The following is a 15671-nucleotide window of genomic DNA, read 5'->3' as shown; positions in this document are numbered from 1 at the left end:
ACAATGTCGGAAAACCTATCGGCTTTCCTGTATCTGGTGGCCTCGGTCTGCTTCATCTTGTCGTTGCGCGGACTTTCGTCACCTGAATCAGCCCGAAACGGGAATATCCTTGGCATGGTGGGTATGGCAATTGCCATCTTTACCACGCTGGCCTCGCCCTCGGTGCTGTCATACACAACCATCATCGTCGGTATTCTGATCGGTGGTGCGATTGGTACGATCATCGCGCTCAAGATCCAGATGACCGCACTGCCACAGCTTGTTGCGGCCTTCCACTCGTTGGTCGGCTTGGCTGCTGTGTTTGTCGCCGGTGCTGCGCTTTATTCGCCAGGTGCCTATGGCATCGGGACGGCGGGCAATATCGGTGCCGCCAGCCTGATTGAAATGGGGCTTGGCGTGGCAATCGGTGCCATTACCTTTACCGGCTCGCTGGTTGCGTTCGGTAAATTGCAGGGCATCGTTTCGGGAACCCCGGTTCGTTTCAAGGGCCAGCATATGCTGAACCTTCTGATCGGGATCGGTATTGTCGTCTTTGGCATCATTCTGGTGGTAACCGAAAGCCACACCGCATTCTGGATTCTGGTTGCCCTTGCCCTTGTTCTGGGCATTACGCTGATCATTCCGATTGGCGGGGCGGATATGCCGGTTGTTGTCTCCATGCTGAATTCCTACTCCGGTTGGGCGGCATGTGGCATCGGCTTCACGCTTCAGAACAATGCGCTGATCATTACCGGTGCGCTTGTGGGGGCGTCGGGTGCGATCCTGTCCTACATCATGTGCAAGGGCATGAACCGCTCGATCTTCAACGTCATCTTTGGTGGCTTTGGGGCCGAGGGTGAGGCTGCCGCTGCAGGTGGTGGTGACGGTGACCGTGCGGTCAAGTCGGGCTCTGCTGATGATGCGTCCTTCATCATGAAGAACGCGTCGAGCGTGATCATCGTGCCGGGCTATGGCATGGCGGTCGCACAGGCACAGCATGCGCTGCGTGAAATGGCCGATATCCTCAAGGCAGAGGGTGTCAAGGTCCGCTACGCCATCCATCCGGTCGCAGGGCGTATGCCCGGTCATATGAACGTGCTTCTAGCCGAGGCCAATGTGCCCTATGACGACGTTCTGGAAATGGAAGAAATCAACCGTGATTTCGGCTCCGCAGACGTGGCCTTTGTCATTGGCGCCAATGACATCACCAACCCGGCGGCCAAAACCGACCCGGCAAGCCCGATCTTCGGCATGCCGATCCTTGAGGTCGAAAAAGCCAAAACGGTGTTGTTCATCAAACGCGGCATGTCCGCTGGCTATGCCGGCATTCAGAACGAATTGTTCTTCAAGGATAACACCATGATGCTGTTTGGTGATGCCAAAAAGATGTGCGAAGAAATCGTCACGCATCTAGATGATTGATCAAGCTAACTGGTTTGACAGAACGAAAGGCAGCTCTTTGGGGCTGCCTTTTTTTCGTCTGATCGCTTGTTTATACCGAACAGATCACACAAAGCTGTAAGCACACGGGTGGGAAAATTTGCATGCTTCGCTTGGTCCAGGTTTCGTTTCTTTTGATTGTCTTGCTGTCGGTCGTGCTGGCCGGGTCGATCGGGATGAACATTTTGACCTATGTGCGCCTGACCGCAGAACAGCCGATTGCCAAGATGTATTTCGAGCAGGTCGAAGACGATATCTTTACCGCGCACATGGCCTCTGACGATGCCGGGGTGAGTGGCAGTTACAAAATCTATGGTGATCAGTGGCGCATTGATGCCGAGTTCATCAAGCTTAAACCCTGGGCCAACATTATCGGCATGGATGCGCGCTATCAGTTGGTGCGGTTTGAAGGGCGTTACAGCGATACCAATCGGCAAAATACCGGACCCTATCTGGCCTATGATCTGGCGGCAGGAGATATACCTGATCTGATCGGTTATCTGCGTGAATGGGACGTTATGATTGATGCCGAATATGGCAGCTCGACCTTTACCGAAATCAAGGAAGACGTGATTTACACCGTCTATCGCACGCAATCGGGGATCATTGTCCGGTCTGAGCCGATGCCCGACCCCATTGGTTATGAACCGACCATGCTTGAGGACATTCAAAGCTGGGTGTCGGACAAGTAAGCAGGTATGCAACGCTGTTGCAGGGGCGAAAACGTCGCGTCCGAAACTGGCGAGCGGGGCGTTCTGATCCGCCATACCTTTCCATCATTGTTAATCGCACCGTGCAGCTTTTGGCCGGTGCCAGATGGAATGGAAAGATCATGTTACTTCAAGACAAGGTTGTCATCATCACCGGGGCCAGCAGCGGCATTGGCGCGGCGTCTGCCAAACTGTTTGCAACCAAGGGCGCAAAGCTTGTGTTGGGCGCGCGCAATGCGGATCGACTGGATGCCATCGTTGCCGAGATCGTCGGTGCAGGCGGAGAAGCCTTTGCCATTGCCGGGGATGTTTGTGACGAAGAGTACGCCAGATCATTGGTGAATGCCGCCGTGGGCGAGTACGGCGGGCTTGATGTCGGCTTTAACAACGCCGGAACGCTGGGGTCGCCCGGTGCGCTTAGCGATATTGATGCCGGTGACTGGAACAAGACGTTTCAGACCAATCTGAGCTCTGCGATGTTTGGGGCAAAGTATCAGATGCCTGCCATTGCCGAACGTGGCGGCGGGTCGGTTATTTTTACCTCTACCTTTGTCGGGCATACGATTGGTTTGCCGGGCATGACGGCCTATGCCGCCAGCAAGATGGGACTGATGGGCATGGCGCAATGTCTGGCAGTGGAATATGGCGCGGCGAATGTTCGGGTGAATGCGCTTGTCCCGGGTGGCACCGATACGCCGATGGCGGCTAGTTTTGCCGGTGATCCCGAAACCCGCGCCATGGTCGAAAAGTTCCATGCATTGGGCCGGATTGCTGATCCAGTGGAAATTGCCAGGGCGGCATTGTTCCTTGCGTCCGATGCCTCAAGCTTTGTGACGGGTTCGGCGATGCTTGTTGATGGTGGAAATTCGATCTGCAAGGCCGCCTGACTTCAAACCAGGGCCCCAGAAAAACCAAACCCGCCCGGATTGCTCCGAGGCGGGTTTGGCGCACGGGTCCGAATTTAGCATGCTAAATTCGATCGTACAGTCACGTTCGAGATACCCCGAAAGTGAAAAAGACTAGAAGCCTTCGCGCTCGATGCGCTTACGCTCCAGCTTGCGGGCACGACGGATTGCTTCCGCCCCTTCGCGAGCTTTCTTCTCCGACGGCTTTTCAAAGTGGCGACGGAGTTTCATCTCACGGAAAATGCCCTCACGCTGCATCTTTTTCTTAAGCGCTTTCAGAGCCTGATCGACATTGTTGTCGCGAACGATTACCTGCACGGAAACCACGCTCCTTTCAAAAAAACAAAAACACCCGGAGTGGCGGAATGCCCCCCGGTTGGATTTACGATCACGATGACCGTGGGCTGTATATAGTGCAAACCGGACAAAAAGAAAAGAGGCAAGGAGATATTCGCCTTTGGCGTTTGTTTGGCGTGTATCGCGAAACGCCAAGGCAAAAAACACGGTAATAGGCCACCCTATACAGTCGAAGAGGGCCTTGATTTTCAATGTCAGTTTTGTGATAGCGACCAGAGGGCGAATTAATAGGTAAAAACTCATTGAAAAGTTGGGTATAATGCTTTGACAAAACTCGCTTATTGCATTTGAGCCATACGAAAGATGGGATTTTGGTTATGGAAAGCTCTTTGCGGGAGACGGCCATTGCACATGCGCCGTTCTTCGTTACCGGCCCTGGACAATCGGATGTCCTGTTCACCATTATTGTCTGGTTCATTATACTAACGGTGTTTGGTTTGGGGGCTTTGTATCTGAGCCTGCATGCGCTGCCTGAAAGACTGGCCCACCATGCCAACCACACGCAAATCCAGCTGATCAGTATCCTTACACTTCTTGCACTGTTTACCCATAACAACCTGTTTTGGTTGGCAGCATTGGTGATTGCAGTGGTTCAGGTTCCTGACTTTTACACACCGATCAAGTCGATTGCCGATGCGCTCAAGGCCATGGCACGGCAAAGAGGCGCCATAAGCGACTCGGCCGCACCGGCACCGGTGTCCGATGGTGCAACGGCGAGCGATATTTCCAATACGACGACTGCGCAGGAGAACCATAAAGATGTTTGAGCTTCTTCTGTGTTCGATCTTTACCGTTCTGCCGGACTATCTGTTCCGCCGCTATCGGCAGGGCAAACGTATTGGCAAGGAAATCACCCTGTTTTCCGTTTGGTATGAACTGCGTTACGGGATTGTCGGTTGTGCGATCCTGACCATTTCGCTGATTACCCTGATCTTCTATTTCCATCCATCAAGCCATAACGTCGCGTCTTTCTTCCGGACTTTGACGATTTTGCCGGAAAAGAACGGCCGGGTGGTCGAAATTTACACCGGCAATGATGCGCTGGTGAAATCAGGTGATCCACTGTTTCGCCTTGATGACCGCGCAGAGACCGAAGCGGTCGAAATGGCCCGTCAGGAAATCGAACAGATCCGTGCGCAGATGGCCGTTGCCGAAGCCGATCTTGCGGTAGCTGCCGGGAACCTTGAAGAAGCTCAAGGGGCCTACGCCCAGGTGCGCGATGAATTGAACGTGAAGGCGGACCTTTTGTCGCGTGGAACCAACGCGGTTTCCCGGCGCGAGGTCGAAAAACTCGAAGTTGCCCTGACCACCCGTCAGGGTGGGGTGAATGCCGCAATGGCAAACATGACGGCGGTTCAAACCAGACTGGACACTTTATTGCCCGCGCAGCTTGCCAGTGCGGAGGCAGCCTTGCGCTCAGCCGAAGTTGCCTTGTCAAAGACGGTCGTTCGGGCCGGTGTTGACGGCGAAATTCAGCAATTTGCCTTGCAGGTCGGGGATATTGTGAACCCCTTGTTGCGCCCGGCGGGTATTCTGATTCCGGAAAAGCCCAAGGACGTCGTATTTCAGGCCGGGTTCCAGCAAGTCTCTGCACAGGTTGTAAAGGCCGGTGTTATTGCCGAGATGACCTGTGCATCGCTTCCGTTTGAAGTTGTTCCGATGCTTGTTACCAGTGTGCAGCCGGTTATTGCTGCCGGTCAGTTCCGACCGACCGACCGACTGCTGGATATTTCGGAACGCAGCAAACCGGGCACGTTCCTGGCGAAGATGATCCCGTTGTATCCCGAACAGGTCAAAAATGTGCCTTGGGGCAGTCAGTGTATCGCCAATGCATACACCAATACCCATGACCAACTTGAAAATCCTGATGTCGGCGCCGGGGAATGGCTGTTCCTGCATATGGTCCAGACGGTCGGGATTGTGCATGCATTGTTGTTGCGTGTTCAGGCACTGCTGTGGCCGATTCAGACATTGGTCTTCTCTGGTCATTAAGCAATGATCGTGTGTTAGCGCGTATAGGGGCTTTACAGCCGGGCAGTTTTGGTTGGATATAAGGCTATGTCGATCCTCAAAATTGCCCGGATGGGCCACCCTGTTTTGCGCCGTGTTGCAGACAGGGTCGAAGACCCGCTTGATCCCGAAATTCAGCGTCTGATTGCTGACATGAAGGAAACCATGAAGGATGCCGGGGGCGTTGGCCTTGCGGCACCGCAGGTTTTTCAGTCCAAGGCGATCATGGTCTATTATGTGCCTGCCCTTCGCAAAAGCGACGATCCCGATGACGGTGAAATCCCGTTAAGTGTTTTGATCAACCCGGAAATCGAGCCGATTGGCGATGAAATCGTGGATGGTTGGGAAGGATGTTTATCGATACCTGGCCTGCAGGGTGTTGTCCCGCGGTGGAACAAAATCCGGTATCGCGGGTTAAATGAACAGGGCAAGGCTGTCGAACAGGTTGCGGGCGGCTTTCATGCGCGTGTGGTGCAGCACGAATATGATCATTTGATCGGAGTGATGTATCCCGAACGTATGGAAGACATGACGCTTCTTGGATTTAACGAAGAATTGCGCGAAAACCCGCCCGAGACTACCTTTAGGGCAACCGACGCCCCAGCAGATGACGAGGAGGCCTGAATGTCTGTCACTGAAAGCATGAGCCGCCTGCAAGCGCAGCGCGAAGCACTGGTTGAGGCCGCCCTTGATCATGTGCCTTTTGATGGCTGGAGCAAACAGTCATTGCACGCTGGTGCGGAGGATCTTGATCTTGCGCCGGGTGAGGTAGACAGACTGTTTCCCAATGGCATTCGTCAGGCCATCATTACCTATGTTGAAATGACCGATCGCAAAATGGTCGAGGCCCTTGATGCCAAGGGGCTTGATGATATGAAAATCCGCGAGCGCATTGCAACTGCGGTTAAAACCCGTCTTGATCTGGTCGAAGATCAGAAAGACACGGTGCGCGCAGCACTTGCCTTCATGGCGCTGCCGCAGAATGCAGCCCTTGGTCTTAAGCTGACGCATGGAACCGTTGATAAAATGTGGATTGCGGCAGGGGATACATCGACCGACCATAATTGGTACACCAAGCGTATGTTGCTTGCCGGTGTGTATGGCTCCACGCTTGCCTATTGGCTTGATGATACATCTGATGGACATGCCGACAGCTGGGCGTTTCTGGATCGTCGCATCAGCAATGTTCTGCAAATTCCGAAAATCACCGCCAAATTTGGCAAGATCGGTAAAGTCGCGACTGCGCCGTTCAAGCTCGGCGCGAAGGTCGCGCGGTGCGTACCGACCCCGAACCGCATGCGCCGACAGTTTGGCGGTTAAGCGCCAGTCGTATCAATAGGTCCTGACCTAAAACAAAACGCCACCGGTATATTGCGCGGCGGCGTTTTGTTTTAAGCAATGGAAACTCTGATTGCAGTCGGGATCAGAACGCCACGTCAAGGAAACTCAGAAGCGTGCGGTCCGGTGCGTTGGCCTTTTCCATCTCCGAGGCCAGATCAACCTGAATTGGAGCCTCGAAGATGTGTGGTTTGACAGCATCTTTGGCCGCATCCTTGCGTTTGGTGGCGTCATCCTCGTTCTGGATGTCAATGGCTGTTGGCTTGGAAGCAAGGGCAACCAGTTCGGAAGGCGGGGTTCCCATCCAGATGCCTTTTTTGTTGTCCTTGGCGAATTGCTGATCGCGCAAATAGGTCGGGCAGGCCGGGTGTGTGTCACAACTAACCATATCGACCATCGCCCATCCGGCGCGCAGGATCAGGCGGTTCAGATCGCTTTGTCCCATCTGGCATTCCGTCAGCATCGGGAACAGTTGCACGTTTGATACCTGCTGACATTTGATGGCGTAATTTTCAATGATGCGATCCAGCGCCTGTGCCGCTGCCGCGCCGCACTGAAATTCAACCGACCCGGCCCGGCAGATCATGCCGGGTTTTGGGGCGCGAATACCAAACAGTTCGACAATCATGCTGCCAAAGCGCAATTTGTCGCCTTCGACCACGTCGGGAAAGCCAGCAGCACCCGGGGTTGCCAGGGCCATGTTTGTGCGGCTTTCCATGGCGGTCAGGCCAAGGATCAGTGAAAGAATGATCAGAAGCTTTTTCATCACGCGTCATCCGTAAAGAGTTTCCTGCCCTGACAACAGCAAACCAGATGCCAATCCACTGGGCACAAAATGCCAATTCGGTGTGTGGGTGGGTAACGCGATGAAACACATATAAAAAAGCCCCGAATGCAGCAGGCATCCGGGGCGACATTGGTGTCAGACGGTTTGTGTCGGATGACTTACTTTGGCAGAACCCAGGTTACATGACCCATTTTCCGGCCGGGTTTTGCTTCGGCCTTGCCATAAAGATGCAATTTGGCGTTCGGCTCGGTCAAAATTGCCTGCCAGTCATTGATGTCATCGCCCAGAAGGTTCTTCATGCGCGCCTTGGAATGGTGTGCCGGATCGCCTAGTGGCAGGCCGCAGACGGCCCGGACAAATTGTTCGAACTGACTGGTGATACAGGCATCAATCGTCCAGTGACCCGAGTTGTGCGGGCGCGGGGCGACTTCATTGACCAGAATGTCACCATCGCGGGTAACAAACATCTCAACCGCCAGAAGCCCGACAAATTCCATCGCACTGACCAGTTTGATCGCGATGTCTTCTGCCTTTTTCGAAAGGTCGTCGGCGATTTCTGCCGGGGCAACGGTAACATCAAGAATATGGTTGGTGTGAACGTTCTCAACCGGGCAGAAACAGGCGGTATCCCCTGCAATCCCGCGTGCGACGATGACCGAGATTTCACGCTCAAAGGAAACAAAGCCTTCAAGGATTGCCTCTGCACCGTTCATTTCGGCCCATGCCTGAGCCAGGTCGGTATCCGTGGCAATTTTGACCTGCCCCTTGCCGTCATAGCCGAGCTCAGTGGTCTTAAGGACCGATGGGCGGCCAAGTTTGGCAACTGCGGCTTCAAGGTCGGCAAGTGAACGAACCGCTTCAAACGGTGCGGTGCCAATGCCGTTGTCGTTGCAAAAGGTCTTTTCGCGCAGGCGGTTTTGGGAAATATGCAGGCATTTCCAGCCCGGCCGCACCGGAACAAGATCGGCCAGCAGTTTGACGCTGTCATGGGGGACGTTTTCAAATTCAAACGTCACGACATCGACATCTTCGGCAAACGTGCGCAGGGCATCAAGATCGCTGTAATCTGCAACCGTTGCCTTGGCACAGACCTGTTCGGTCGGGCTATCGGCACCCGGGCCGAAAACGTGGACCTTATAGCCCAGTTCCGCTGCGCAGAAGGCCGCCATGCGCCCAAGTTGGCCATTGCCCATAATACCAATCGTGCTGCCCGGAGCGATGATGCGCGTGTCGAAGTCCTGCGTCATGTAATCCTCGATCAAAACTCTTCCAGATGGGAAGCTGTTGCCCAGTGCGGTAGCCGTCTGGCGGCAACCGTCTAAATGTCGTTGATAAACAAAAACGCGCCCGTTAGGCGCGCCTTTTTAAATCATGGTGCAGGATCAACCGGTTCATCTGCGACCGATGCGGTCTGGGCCGCGCGCCAGTCATCAAGACGGGCGGCAAGGCCATCATCCATCAGGGCCATGATTTCGGCAGCCATCAGGCCGGCATTCTTCGCCCCGGCAGACCCGATTGCAAGGGTGCCAACCGGAACACCACCGGGCATCTGCACAATCGACAGCAGGCTATCGAGCCCTTTAAGCGCACGGCTTTGAACCGGAACACCCAAAACCGGAAGCGGGGTCATTGCAGATGCCATGCCCGGAAGGTGTGCCGCGCCACCAGCACCGGCAATGATGACCTTAAGTCCGCGCGATTTTGCCGTTTTGGCATAATCATACAGGCGATCAGGTGTGCGATGGGCCGAGACGATTTTTGTCTCATAGGCAACGTTCAGCGCATCAAGGACATCTGCCGCATTTTTCATGGTTTCCCAGTCCGACTGGCTTCCCATGATAATGCCGATGACCGGTGATTGATCGCTCATGATGGCGGCTCCGTTTCGGGCGGTTTCGTGAAGGCCCGCATTATATGCAGCGCAAACAAGGATGCAAGCTTACTTGAAGGATTGTCTTCCCCTGAAAACCCCTGTACATCAGGCTAATCTTATTAAGAAGTTTAGACTATTCCAAAGAATAGCAATCCTATCCTTACTATAGATTGAAAATAGGGGTGAATTGTTTTCCTTTTTGATCTATTATTTACCATTATCTCATATAGCTGTGCAGGTAGCACGGAAGGTCAGACATGAAAGTCACAAGGCCCGGATCAACAACAGCCTCGATGGGCGGCGGGGATGGGCGATACCCATCAAGCCCGTACGGCGTTTTTGCATATGGCAAAAATGCCGGACAGCGTCGTGTGCGCGATCAGAAGCATCAGGTTGATATTGATACCGACGATGTGCCAGATACGGTAGACGAGGCCCCTTACCACACGCCCGATATGGCAAATGTCCTTGGCATCCCTGATCATCAGGTCACGCCGGCAGTTGAACAGGCGATTGGCCGGTTGATGGTGCGGATTAACGGGCTGACCGAAAACCTTAGCGATCTGAAAAAACGCCAGGCCGATCTTGCACGCAACGAGGGACGGGATCCCTTTACCGGTGCGCTTAGCCGCCCAGCATTCATGCAAATTCTTGAAAATGAAATGGCATTGGTCGGAACCGACAGAACCAGCCGCATGCTTCTGTTATGTGAGCTGTCCAACCTTGATGAAATCCTGCAGACCTATGGGCAGGAATGCAAAGACGGTTTGTTTAACTATGTGCGGCGGACTATGGCGGACTTTATCATGTCGCCGCATCACCTGGGATACCTTGGCTGCAATGACTTCGTCGCATTGATGTACAATGTTGACGAAGAAGATATCTGGCAGCGCGTTGATGCCATTACCCGGTGGCTAGATCAGCATCCCTATACCCATGACGGCCATCCGATCATGCTTGAACCCGTTTTTGGGCTTCATGAAGCAGAAAAAGGCGATACATCGACGACGGCGCTCAATGCTGCGGATGCCGCACTTCGGGCGCACAAGGAAATGTATTTCGCACAGCTTGCCCGTATCCCTCACGGAATTTAAGTCTGGCTCCTTACGCCCGGCAGTCTGTCAGACTGTCGGGGGAGGGGATATCGGGCAGTGGTTTTGAAATTTACGCGATGATGTCGGGGACGAGTTGCGACTCGATATAAAGAATCTCGTCTTTGAGGATGAGTTTGCGCTTTTTCATTCGCCCAAGACGCAATTGATCATGGTGCGGGGCCTGAACCATTTGTTCAATCGCGATATCAAGATCGCGGTGTTCCTCGCGTAACGAATGAAGTTTCTTTTCAATCTCGATCTGATTGATTTCGTCCATTTTTGATCCAGCTTAATAACCAATGCGAGGGAGCCCTGATATTAACAGATATCAGTTGGGCAACCCATATGCTTTATTTCAACAATGGCGACAATCAGGAAAGAAACCCATGCGCATAGGAATATTGACCAGTGGTGGTGATTGCGCCGGCTTGAACGCGGTCATTCTGGCTGTCGTGCGTCGGGCGGTTCTGGGGTATGGGTGGGATGTGGTCGGCATTCGACAGGGCACCCACGGTTTGATGCAGGACCCGCCACAGGCGGTTGACCTGAACGATCAGGTCAATAATGACGGGATGCTCAGGCTTGGTGGAACCATTCTGGGAACGGTAAACAAGGGCGACCCGTTCCATTATCCCATGCCCGATGGCAGCTTTGCCGATCGTTCGTCTGAGGTTATCAAAGGATATCAGAAACTTGGGCTGGATGCGCTGATCGGGATTGGCGGCGATGGCAGCATGGCGATTTTGCACCGGTTGGCCGAAATGGGCGGAATTAACCTGGTCGGCATTCCCAAGACAGTTGATAACGATCTGGCCCAGACCGAATATTCAATCGGCTTTACCACAGCAGTAAATGTTGCAACCGATGCGCTTGATCGATTGCAGCCCACCGCAGCCTCGCATGAACGGATCATGATCCTTGAAGTCATGGGACGTGATGCGGGGCATATCGCGCTTTTTGCCGGTGTTGCAGGGGGCGCGGATGTCATCCTGATCCCTGAGATGGATTACGATCTTGATGAATTGACGAAGCATTGCCTGAATATCCGCAAAAGCGGTCGCAATCATGCGTTGGTTATCGTGGCCGAGGCTGTGAAACGCGATGATGGGGCCGCTGTTACCCAAGGCAATGATGGCCAAAAGGTTCGCTATGGCGGGATTGGGCATTGGTTGGCCGATGAGTTGGGCCGCCGGACCGGGTGGGAAACCCGGGTTACCGTATTGGGGCATGTTCAGCGCGGGGGAACGCCATCGCCACGCGACCGGGTGATTGCGTCGGCATTTGGCGTCTATGCGGTGGACCTTATTGCAGAACAAAAGTTTGATCGTGTGGTTGCATGGTCACAGCGCAAAGTCGTCGATGTTGCAATGAAAGATGTTATTGTCGGCCCGCGGTTGGTGGATACGGCGGGGACGATGGTGTCCACGGCACAGGGGCTTGGTGCGTATCTTGGCCATCCGCCAAAAATCGCACGCACGGCAAAGACCGTGTAAGAGCAAACAAAACAAACAGGTTGGGAAATGGATCAGGAAGAAGTCTGGACCTTTACGGTCAGCATGTATGGGCGTGACGGCGTGGCAAAGCTGTGTCTGGACCTGCAGGACCGCTATGGCCTGGATGTAAATATGCTGCTTTTCATGTTGTACCTTGGGCAAAAAGGCTTGGCACCCCACAGTATCAGCGCGCTTGAGGACGCGGTAAGGCCATGGCGCGACAATGTCATTATCCCGTTGCGTCAAACCCGGCGTTTCCTGAAGGACCAGCCCGGGGAAAGCGCGCAGGAACTGCGCCAGAAAGTCAAAGCCGATGAATTGCACGCCGAACGCATCGAACAGCATATCCTGTGCGCGGCGGTTCAAGCCGTGCCGAGTGATGATCCCCTGGCAGCAGCACATGCCTATTTTTCCCCGAACCGCTTCGATCTTGATCAGGCCGAATGTGATCGGGTGTTTGCCGGTTTGACAGGTTTGATGAAGATTGCCTAACTGCGGGTCTTTGCCTTTCCGGTGACCGGAATATGGTTGGTGGCCTCGGTATCGCCCCAGCGTGCGGTTTCGGGCAGATCGATGTCAAACAGATCCAAAATCCGCCCGCAACTTTGAGTGACCATCTCATCAAGGGATTGCGGACGGGCATAAAACGCCGGGACGGGTGGGGCGATAATCGCCCCGTTTTCAGTTGCTTGGGCCATGTTGCGGATATGCCCGGCATGAAGCGGCGTTTCACGCGCCATCAGAACAAGCCGACGGCGTTCCTTAAGCATAACATCGGCAGCGCGCGCAATCAGGTTGTCCGCGACTCCGCTTGCCACCTCGGCCAGGGACTTCATGGAGCACGGGGCAATCACCATACCGCGGGCACGGAATGAACCGGACGCAATGGATGCTCCGATGTCCGCATTGTCATGGAGGACGTCTGCCATCTCCTTGATTTCCCGGATTTTAAAATCGGTCTCATAGGCAATGGTCCGCTCAGCAGCCTTTGACAAGACCAGATGCGTTTCAATCGGCGTGTTTTTGAGAAGCTCTAAAAAACGTATGCCGTAAATCACCCCGGATGCACCGGTTATGCCAATGATAAGTCGATCTTTTTGCGTCATGCTGTTCCTTGTCGGACTGTGTTCTTGTTCACGTTCGTGATGGAAACACTGGAAATTATGTTACGAAATTAATACCATCTTCTCGTGGGCAATGTCAGATATAAGGAGTAGGCGAATGAGCGTTCAAAGCCATATCGAAGCTCTTACTGCCAAACATGCTGCGCTTGAGCAGGAACTCCACCTCGAGACGCGCCGCCCGGCGCCCGACGACTCCGTCGTTGCAGACATTAAACGTCGCAAGCTTGAAATCAAAGACGAGATAAACCGAATAACCCATTAGCCGTCTTGGCATGGCTAAACGCGTGTGTAAAAACGCGCGATCCCCCATGAAGACGGTTTGACGACCTCACAGATTTCCGAACTCTTGCTTTTGCCGCCTCCGTTTGTCGCCCACGCGTGAGGCGGCAACTTTGTGTCTGCGCTTCAAATCCCCAAATTACACCCCAAATGTAAAACGTGACCGTAAACAGGTACGTTTGATCATCCGGATGCGATCAATTTGTATTTGTTTTGAGTAATTGTAATCCGCAGAAAACAAAGGGTTGCAAGGCTCTACCAATGTCTAAGGGGTAACATTGATTTAAATCGGTATTATGATGCCGATTTATCAGTATGCCGTTAAGGACGCGTTCCATTTGGGCATCAGACCCAATACCGCGGGAGGATTTATGCCAATGACCGGTCGTTATCAGGAAATCTATGAACGTTCGATCGCCGACAAGGAAGGCTTTTGGGCCGAAGCTGCTGAGGGCATATCCTGGTACAAGAAATGGGACCGTGTTCTTGATGATAGCAACCCGCCATTTTATCGCTGGTTTACGGGTGCGAAGGTTAATACCTGTTATAACGCGCTGGATCGCCATATCGAAGACGGGCGGGGCGATCAGACAGCCCTGATTTACGATAGCCCGGTCACCGATACGGTTCAGACAATTACCTATGCGCATTTGCGTGATGATGTTGCCCGACTTGCCGGTGCATTGCATGCGCGCGGTGTGACCAAGGGCGACCGCGTCATCATTTATATGCCGATGATCCCGCAGGCCACGATGGCGATGCTGGCCTGCGCGCGTATCGGCGCGATCCATTCCGTTGTGTTTGGTGGCTTTGCCTCCAACGAACTGGCAACGCGAATCAATGACGCCAAACCCAAACTGATCCTGTCGGCAAGTTGCGGGATCGAAGTATCACGGGTGATCGATTACAAGCCCTTACTTGATAAAGCGATCTCCTTGGCAGAACACAAACCCGAAAGCGTCATTTTATATCAGCGCCCGCAAAGCGAAGCGTTGCTGATTGACGGACGCGATTACGATTGGGAAGTGGAATGTGCAAAAGCCGCCCCGTCTGATTGTGTTTCGCTCGATGCGACTGACCCGCTTTACATCCTCTATACGTCGGGCACGACCGGGCAACCCAAGGGGGTTGTACGTGATAACGGCGGCCATATGGTTGCGCTGCACTGGTCGATGAAAAATATCTATGATGTCGAGGCTGGTGATGTTTATTGGGCTGCATCCGATGTTGGCTGGGTTGTTGGGCATTCCTATATTGTTTATGCACCGCTTCTGGCGGGCTGCACGACCGTCATGTTTGAAGGAAAGCCGGTGGGAACCCCGGATGCCGGGGCCTTCTGGCGCGTGATTTCCGAACATAAGGTCAAGGTCCTCTTTACCGCACCGACCGCGTTTCGTGCGATCAAACGTGATGATCCCAAGGCCGCCCATATGGCCAATTATGACCTCAGCAGTCTTGAGGCTTTGTATCTGGCAGGGGAGCGATCCGACCCTGATACCCTTCAGTGGGCAGAAAACAGCCTTGGTGTGCCGGTGATTGACCATTGGTGGCAAACCGAAACGGGCTGGTCAATTTGTGCCAATCCGCGCGGTATCGAGACTTTGCCGATCAAATATGGTTCCCCGACAGTGGCGGCTTGCGGCTGGGATGTTCAGGTTCTTGATGAGATCGGGAAACCTCTTGAAAGTGGGCAGATCGGCGCGCTTGCAGCGAAACTGCCGCTGCCACCAGGCACCTTGGCAACTCTATGGCAGAACGAAGACCGGTTCAGATCATCCTATCTTGACGAATTTCCCGGCTACTACGCGACCGGGGATGCCGGTTTCGTTGACGAAGATGGCTACGTCTATGTCATGTCGCGCACAGATGACATCATCAATGTTGCTGGACACCGTTTGTCGACGGGAGGGATGGAAGAAGTCCTGTCGGGTCATCCCGACGTCGCGGAATGTGCCGTTATTGGCGTGCATGATGATTTGAAAGGCCAAGTACCGTTGGGCTTTGTTGTTTTGAAATCGGGTGTCACACGTCCCGATGAAGCCATCCTGGCAGAAGTTGTTGCCATGGTCCGCGATCAGATCGGTCCGGTTGCGGCGTTTAAGAAGGCAACCGTTGTGGATCGTTTGCCCAAAACCCGTTCGGGCAAAATTCTGCGCAAAACCATGCGATCCATTGCCGATGGCGAAAGCTATAACACGCCCGCGACCATTGATGACCCGGCAATCCTGCCGGCAATCGCCGAAGCCTTAAAAGAGATCGGTTACGCGAAGTAAATCATCAAT

The 15671-nt window shown here is 53.8% G+C and carries 18 protein-coding genes; 12 read left to right on the top strand and 6 right to left on the bottom strand.

Translation table 11 applies throughout. The features are described from left to right. Positions 1 to 3 precede the first annotated feature (3 nt). From JF44_RS0107665 to JF44_RS0107655, 3 genes are all read left to right on the top strand, one after another. The gene (locus JF44_RS0107665) at positions 4 to 1401 is read left to right on the top strand and encodes an NAD(P)(+) transhydrogenase (Re/Si-specific) subunit beta (protein WP_033068401.1); all 1398 of its coding nucleotides are present in this window, start codon (positions 4 to 6) and stop codon (positions 1399 to 1401) included. A 122-nt stretch (positions 1402 to 1523) separates the two neighbouring features. Then, the gene (locus JF44_RS0107660; protein WP_033068400.1) at positions 1524 to 2111 is read left to right on the top strand and encodes a hypothetical protein; all 588 of its coding nucleotides are present in this window, start codon (positions 1524 to 1526) and stop codon (positions 2109 to 2111) included. A 140-nt stretch (positions 2112 to 2251) separates the two neighbouring features. After that, positions 2252 to 3016 carry an SDR family oxidoreductase gene (locus JF44_RS0107655; RefSeq protein ID WP_156111628.1) on the top strand — a complete coding sequence of 255 codons (765 nt, stop codon included), beginning with the start codon at positions 2252 to 2254 and terminating at the stop codon, positions 3014 to 3016. A 132-nt stretch (positions 3017 to 3148) separates the two neighbouring features. Here JF44_RS0107655 and rpsU read toward each other — a convergent pair whose 3' ends face one another. Beyond that, entirely contained in the window at positions 3149 to 3352 is a 204-nt protein-coding gene (rpsU, locus tag JF44_RS0107650; RefSeq protein ID WP_008891676.1) for a 30S ribosomal protein S21, read from the bottom strand. Positions 3353 to 3708: 356 nt separating this feature from the next. On the opposite strand from rpsU, the gene JF44_RS0107645 reads away from it, so the two are divergent. The 4 genes from JF44_RS0107645 (at position 3709) to JF44_RS0107630 (ending at position 6721) form a co-directional block, all read left to right on the top strand. Further along, on the top strand, positions 3709 to 4158 hold the full coding sequence (locus tag JF44_RS0107645; protein ID WP_033068399.1) for a hypothetical protein: 450 nt from the start codon (positions 3709 to 3711) through the stop codon (positions 4156 to 4158). Further along, on the top strand, positions 4151 to 5383 hold the full coding sequence (locus JF44_RS0107640) for an HlyD family secretion protein (protein WP_033068398.1): 1233 nt from the start codon (positions 4151 to 4153) through the stop codon (positions 5381 to 5383). The genes JF44_RS0107645 and JF44_RS0107640 overlap by 8 nt, the downstream gene beginning before the upstream one ends. 66 nt (positions 5384 to 5449) lie before the next feature. Continuing rightward, positions 5450 to 6025 carry a peptide deformylase gene (gene def / locus JF44_RS0107635; RefSeq protein ID WP_033068397.1) on the top strand — a complete coding sequence of 192 codons (576 nt, stop codon included), beginning with the start codon at positions 5450 to 5452 and terminating at the stop codon, positions 6023 to 6025. Further along, a complete protein-coding gene (locus JF44_RS0107630; protein WP_033068396.1) occupies positions 6026 to 6721 on the top strand; it encodes a COQ9 family protein in 696 nt (231 codons plus the stop codon). A 103-nt stretch (positions 6722 to 6824) separates the two neighbouring features. Here the strand turns inward: JF44_RS0107630 and JF44_RS0107625 are convergent, their stop codons facing one another. The 3 genes from JF44_RS0107625 to purE all read right to left on the bottom strand — a co-directional run bounded on the left by JF44_RS0107625 (position 6825) and on the right by purE (position 9396). Then, positions 6825 to 7505: a thermonuclease family protein gene (locus JF44_RS0107625; protein ID WP_033068395.1), complete on the bottom strand. Its 681-nt coding sequence runs from the start codon at positions 7503 to 7505 to the stop codon at positions 6825 to 6827. A gap of 179 nt (positions 7506 to 7684) precedes the next feature. Then, positions 7685 to 8773 (bottom strand): 5-(carboxyamino)imidazole ribonucleotide synthase, encoded by a 1089-nt coding sequence (locus JF44_RS0107620; protein WP_033068394.1) that lies wholly within the window; start codon positions 8771 to 8773, stop codon positions 7685 to 7687. A gap of 122 nt (positions 8774 to 8895) precedes the next feature. Next, positions 8896 to 9396: a 5-(carboxyamino)imidazole ribonucleotide mutase gene (gene purE, locus JF44_RS0107615; protein WP_033068393.1), complete on the bottom strand. Its 501-nt coding sequence runs from the start codon at positions 9394 to 9396 to the stop codon at positions 8896 to 8898. 260 nt (positions 9397 to 9656) lie between these two features. Between purE and JF44_RS0107610 the strand changes: the two genes are divergently transcribed. Then, positions 9657 to 10493 carry a GGDEF domain-containing protein gene (locus JF44_RS0107610; protein ID WP_238318394.1) on the top strand — a complete coding sequence of 279 codons (837 nt, stop codon included), beginning with the start codon at positions 9657 to 9659 and terminating at the stop codon, positions 10491 to 10493. 70 nt (positions 10494 to 10563) lie between these two features. On the opposite strand, the gene JF44_RS0107605 is transcribed toward JF44_RS0107610, so the two are convergent. Beyond that, complete coding sequence (locus JF44_RS0107605; RefSeq protein ID WP_033068391.1) at positions 10564 to 10770, bottom strand: YdcH family protein; 207 nt, start codon at positions 10768 to 10770, stop codon at positions 10564 to 10566. Positions 10771 to 10879: 109 nt separating this feature from the next. Here JF44_RS0107605 and JF44_RS0107600 point away from each other — a divergent pair, with 109 nt between their 5' ends. Both JF44_RS0107600 and JF44_RS0107595 read left to right on the top strand, forming a co-directional pair. Next, entirely contained in the window at positions 10880 to 11986 is a 1107-nt protein-coding gene (locus JF44_RS0107600) for an ATP-dependent 6-phosphofructokinase (RefSeq protein ID WP_033068390.1), read from the top strand. Positions 11987 to 12013: 27 nt separating this feature from the next. Continuing rightward, entirely contained in the window at positions 12014 to 12478 is a 465-nt protein-coding gene (locus JF44_RS0107595; protein ID WP_033068389.1) for a TIGR02444 family protein, read from the top strand. On the opposite strand, the gene JF44_RS0107590 is transcribed toward JF44_RS0107595, so the two are convergent. Then, the gene (locus tag JF44_RS0107590) at positions 12475 to 13092 is read right to left on the bottom strand and encodes a UbiX family flavin prenyltransferase (protein WP_033068388.1); all 618 of its coding nucleotides are present in this window, start codon (positions 13090 to 13092) and stop codon (positions 12475 to 12477) included. The two genes, JF44_RS0107595 and JF44_RS0107590, sit on opposite strands and share 4 nt — an antisense overlap. Positions 13093 to 13207: 115 nt before the next feature. On the opposite strand from JF44_RS0107590, the gene JF44_RS20145 reads away from it, so the two are divergent. Continuing rightward, a complete protein-coding gene (locus JF44_RS20145; RefSeq protein ID WP_081944367.1) occupies positions 13208 to 13372 on the top strand; it encodes a YdcH family protein in 165 nt (54 codons plus the stop codon). 394 nt (positions 13373 to 13766) lie between these two features. Beyond that, on the top strand, positions 13767 to 15662 hold the full coding sequence (locus JF44_RS0107580) for a propionyl-CoA synthetase (RefSeq protein WP_033068582.1): 1896 nt from the start codon (positions 13767 to 13769) through the stop codon (positions 15660 to 15662). Positions 15663 to 15671: the final 9 nt, after the last annotated feature.

The sequence above is a fragment of the Thalassospira australica genome (genome assembly GCF_000763295.1).
Lineage (GTDB): Bacteria > Pseudomonadota > Alphaproteobacteria > Rhodospirillales > Thalassospiraceae > Thalassospira > Thalassospira australica.
Note: the sequence above shows the minus strand (reverse complement) of the source record. Positions and strands in the feature narration are given on the sequence as shown.

Coding starts and splice junctions, on each gene's coding strand:
- JF44_RS20145 (WP_081944367.1), top strand. CDS start 13,208: ATGAGCGTTCAAAGCCATATCGAAGCTCTTACTGCCAAACATGCTGCG.
- JF44_RS0107625 (WP_033068395.1), bottom strand. CDS start 7,505: ATGAAAAAGCTTCTGATCATTCTTTCACTGATCCTTGGCCTGACCGCC.
- JF44_RS0107655 (WP_156111628.1), top strand. CDS start 2,252: ATGTTACTTCAAGACAAGGTTGTCATCATCACCGGGGCCAGCAGCGGC.
- JF44_RS0107665 (WP_033068401.1), top strand. CDS start 4: ATGTCGGAAAACCTATCGGCTTTCCTGTATCTGGTGGCCTCGGTCTGC.
- purE (WP_033068393.1), bottom strand. CDS start 9,396: ATGAGCGATCAATCACCGGTCATCGGCATTATCATGGGAAGCCAGTCG.
- JF44_RS0107605 (WP_033068391.1), bottom strand. CDS start 10,770: ATGGACGAAATCAATCAGATCGAGATTGAAAAGAAACTTCATTCGTTA.
- JF44_RS0107580 (WP_033068582.1), top strand. CDS start 13,767: ATGACCGGTCGTTATCAGGAAATCTATGAACGTTCGATCGCCGACAAG.
- JF44_RS0107600 (WP_033068390.1), top strand. CDS start 10,880: ATGCGCATAGGAATATTGACCAGTGGTGGTGATTGCGCCGGCTTGAAC.
- JF44_RS0107595 (WP_033068389.1), top strand. CDS start 12,014: ATGGATCAGGAAGAAGTCTGGACCTTTACGGTCAGCATGTATGGGCGT.
- JF44_RS0107645 (WP_033068399.1), top strand. CDS start 3,709: ATGGAAAGCTCTTTGCGGGAGACGGCCATTGCACATGCGCCGTTCTTC.
- JF44_RS0107610 (WP_238318394.1), top strand. CDS start 9,657: ATGAAAGTCACAAGGCCCGGATCAACAACAGCCTCGATGGGCGGCGGG.
- JF44_RS0107640 (WP_033068398.1), top strand. CDS start 4,151: ATGTTTGAGCTTCTTCTGTGTTCGATCTTTACCGTTCTGCCGGACTAT.
- JF44_RS0107590 (WP_033068388.1), bottom strand. CDS start 13,092: ATGACGCAAAAAGATCGACTTATCATTGGCATAACCGGTGCATCCGGG.
- JF44_RS0107660 (WP_033068400.1), top strand. CDS start 1,524: ATGCTTCGCTTGGTCCAGGTTTCGTTTCTTTTGATTGTCTTGCTGTCG.
- def (WP_033068397.1), top strand. CDS start 5,450: ATGTCGATCCTCAAAATTGCCCGGATGGGCCACCCTGTTTTGCGCCGT.
- JF44_RS0107620 (WP_033068394.1), bottom strand. CDS start 8,773: ATGACGCAGGACTTCGACACGCGCATCATCGCTCCGGGCAGCACGATT.
- JF44_RS0107630 (WP_033068396.1), top strand. CDS start 6,026: ATGTCTGTCACTGAAAGCATGAGCCGCCTGCAAGCGCAGCGCGAAGCA.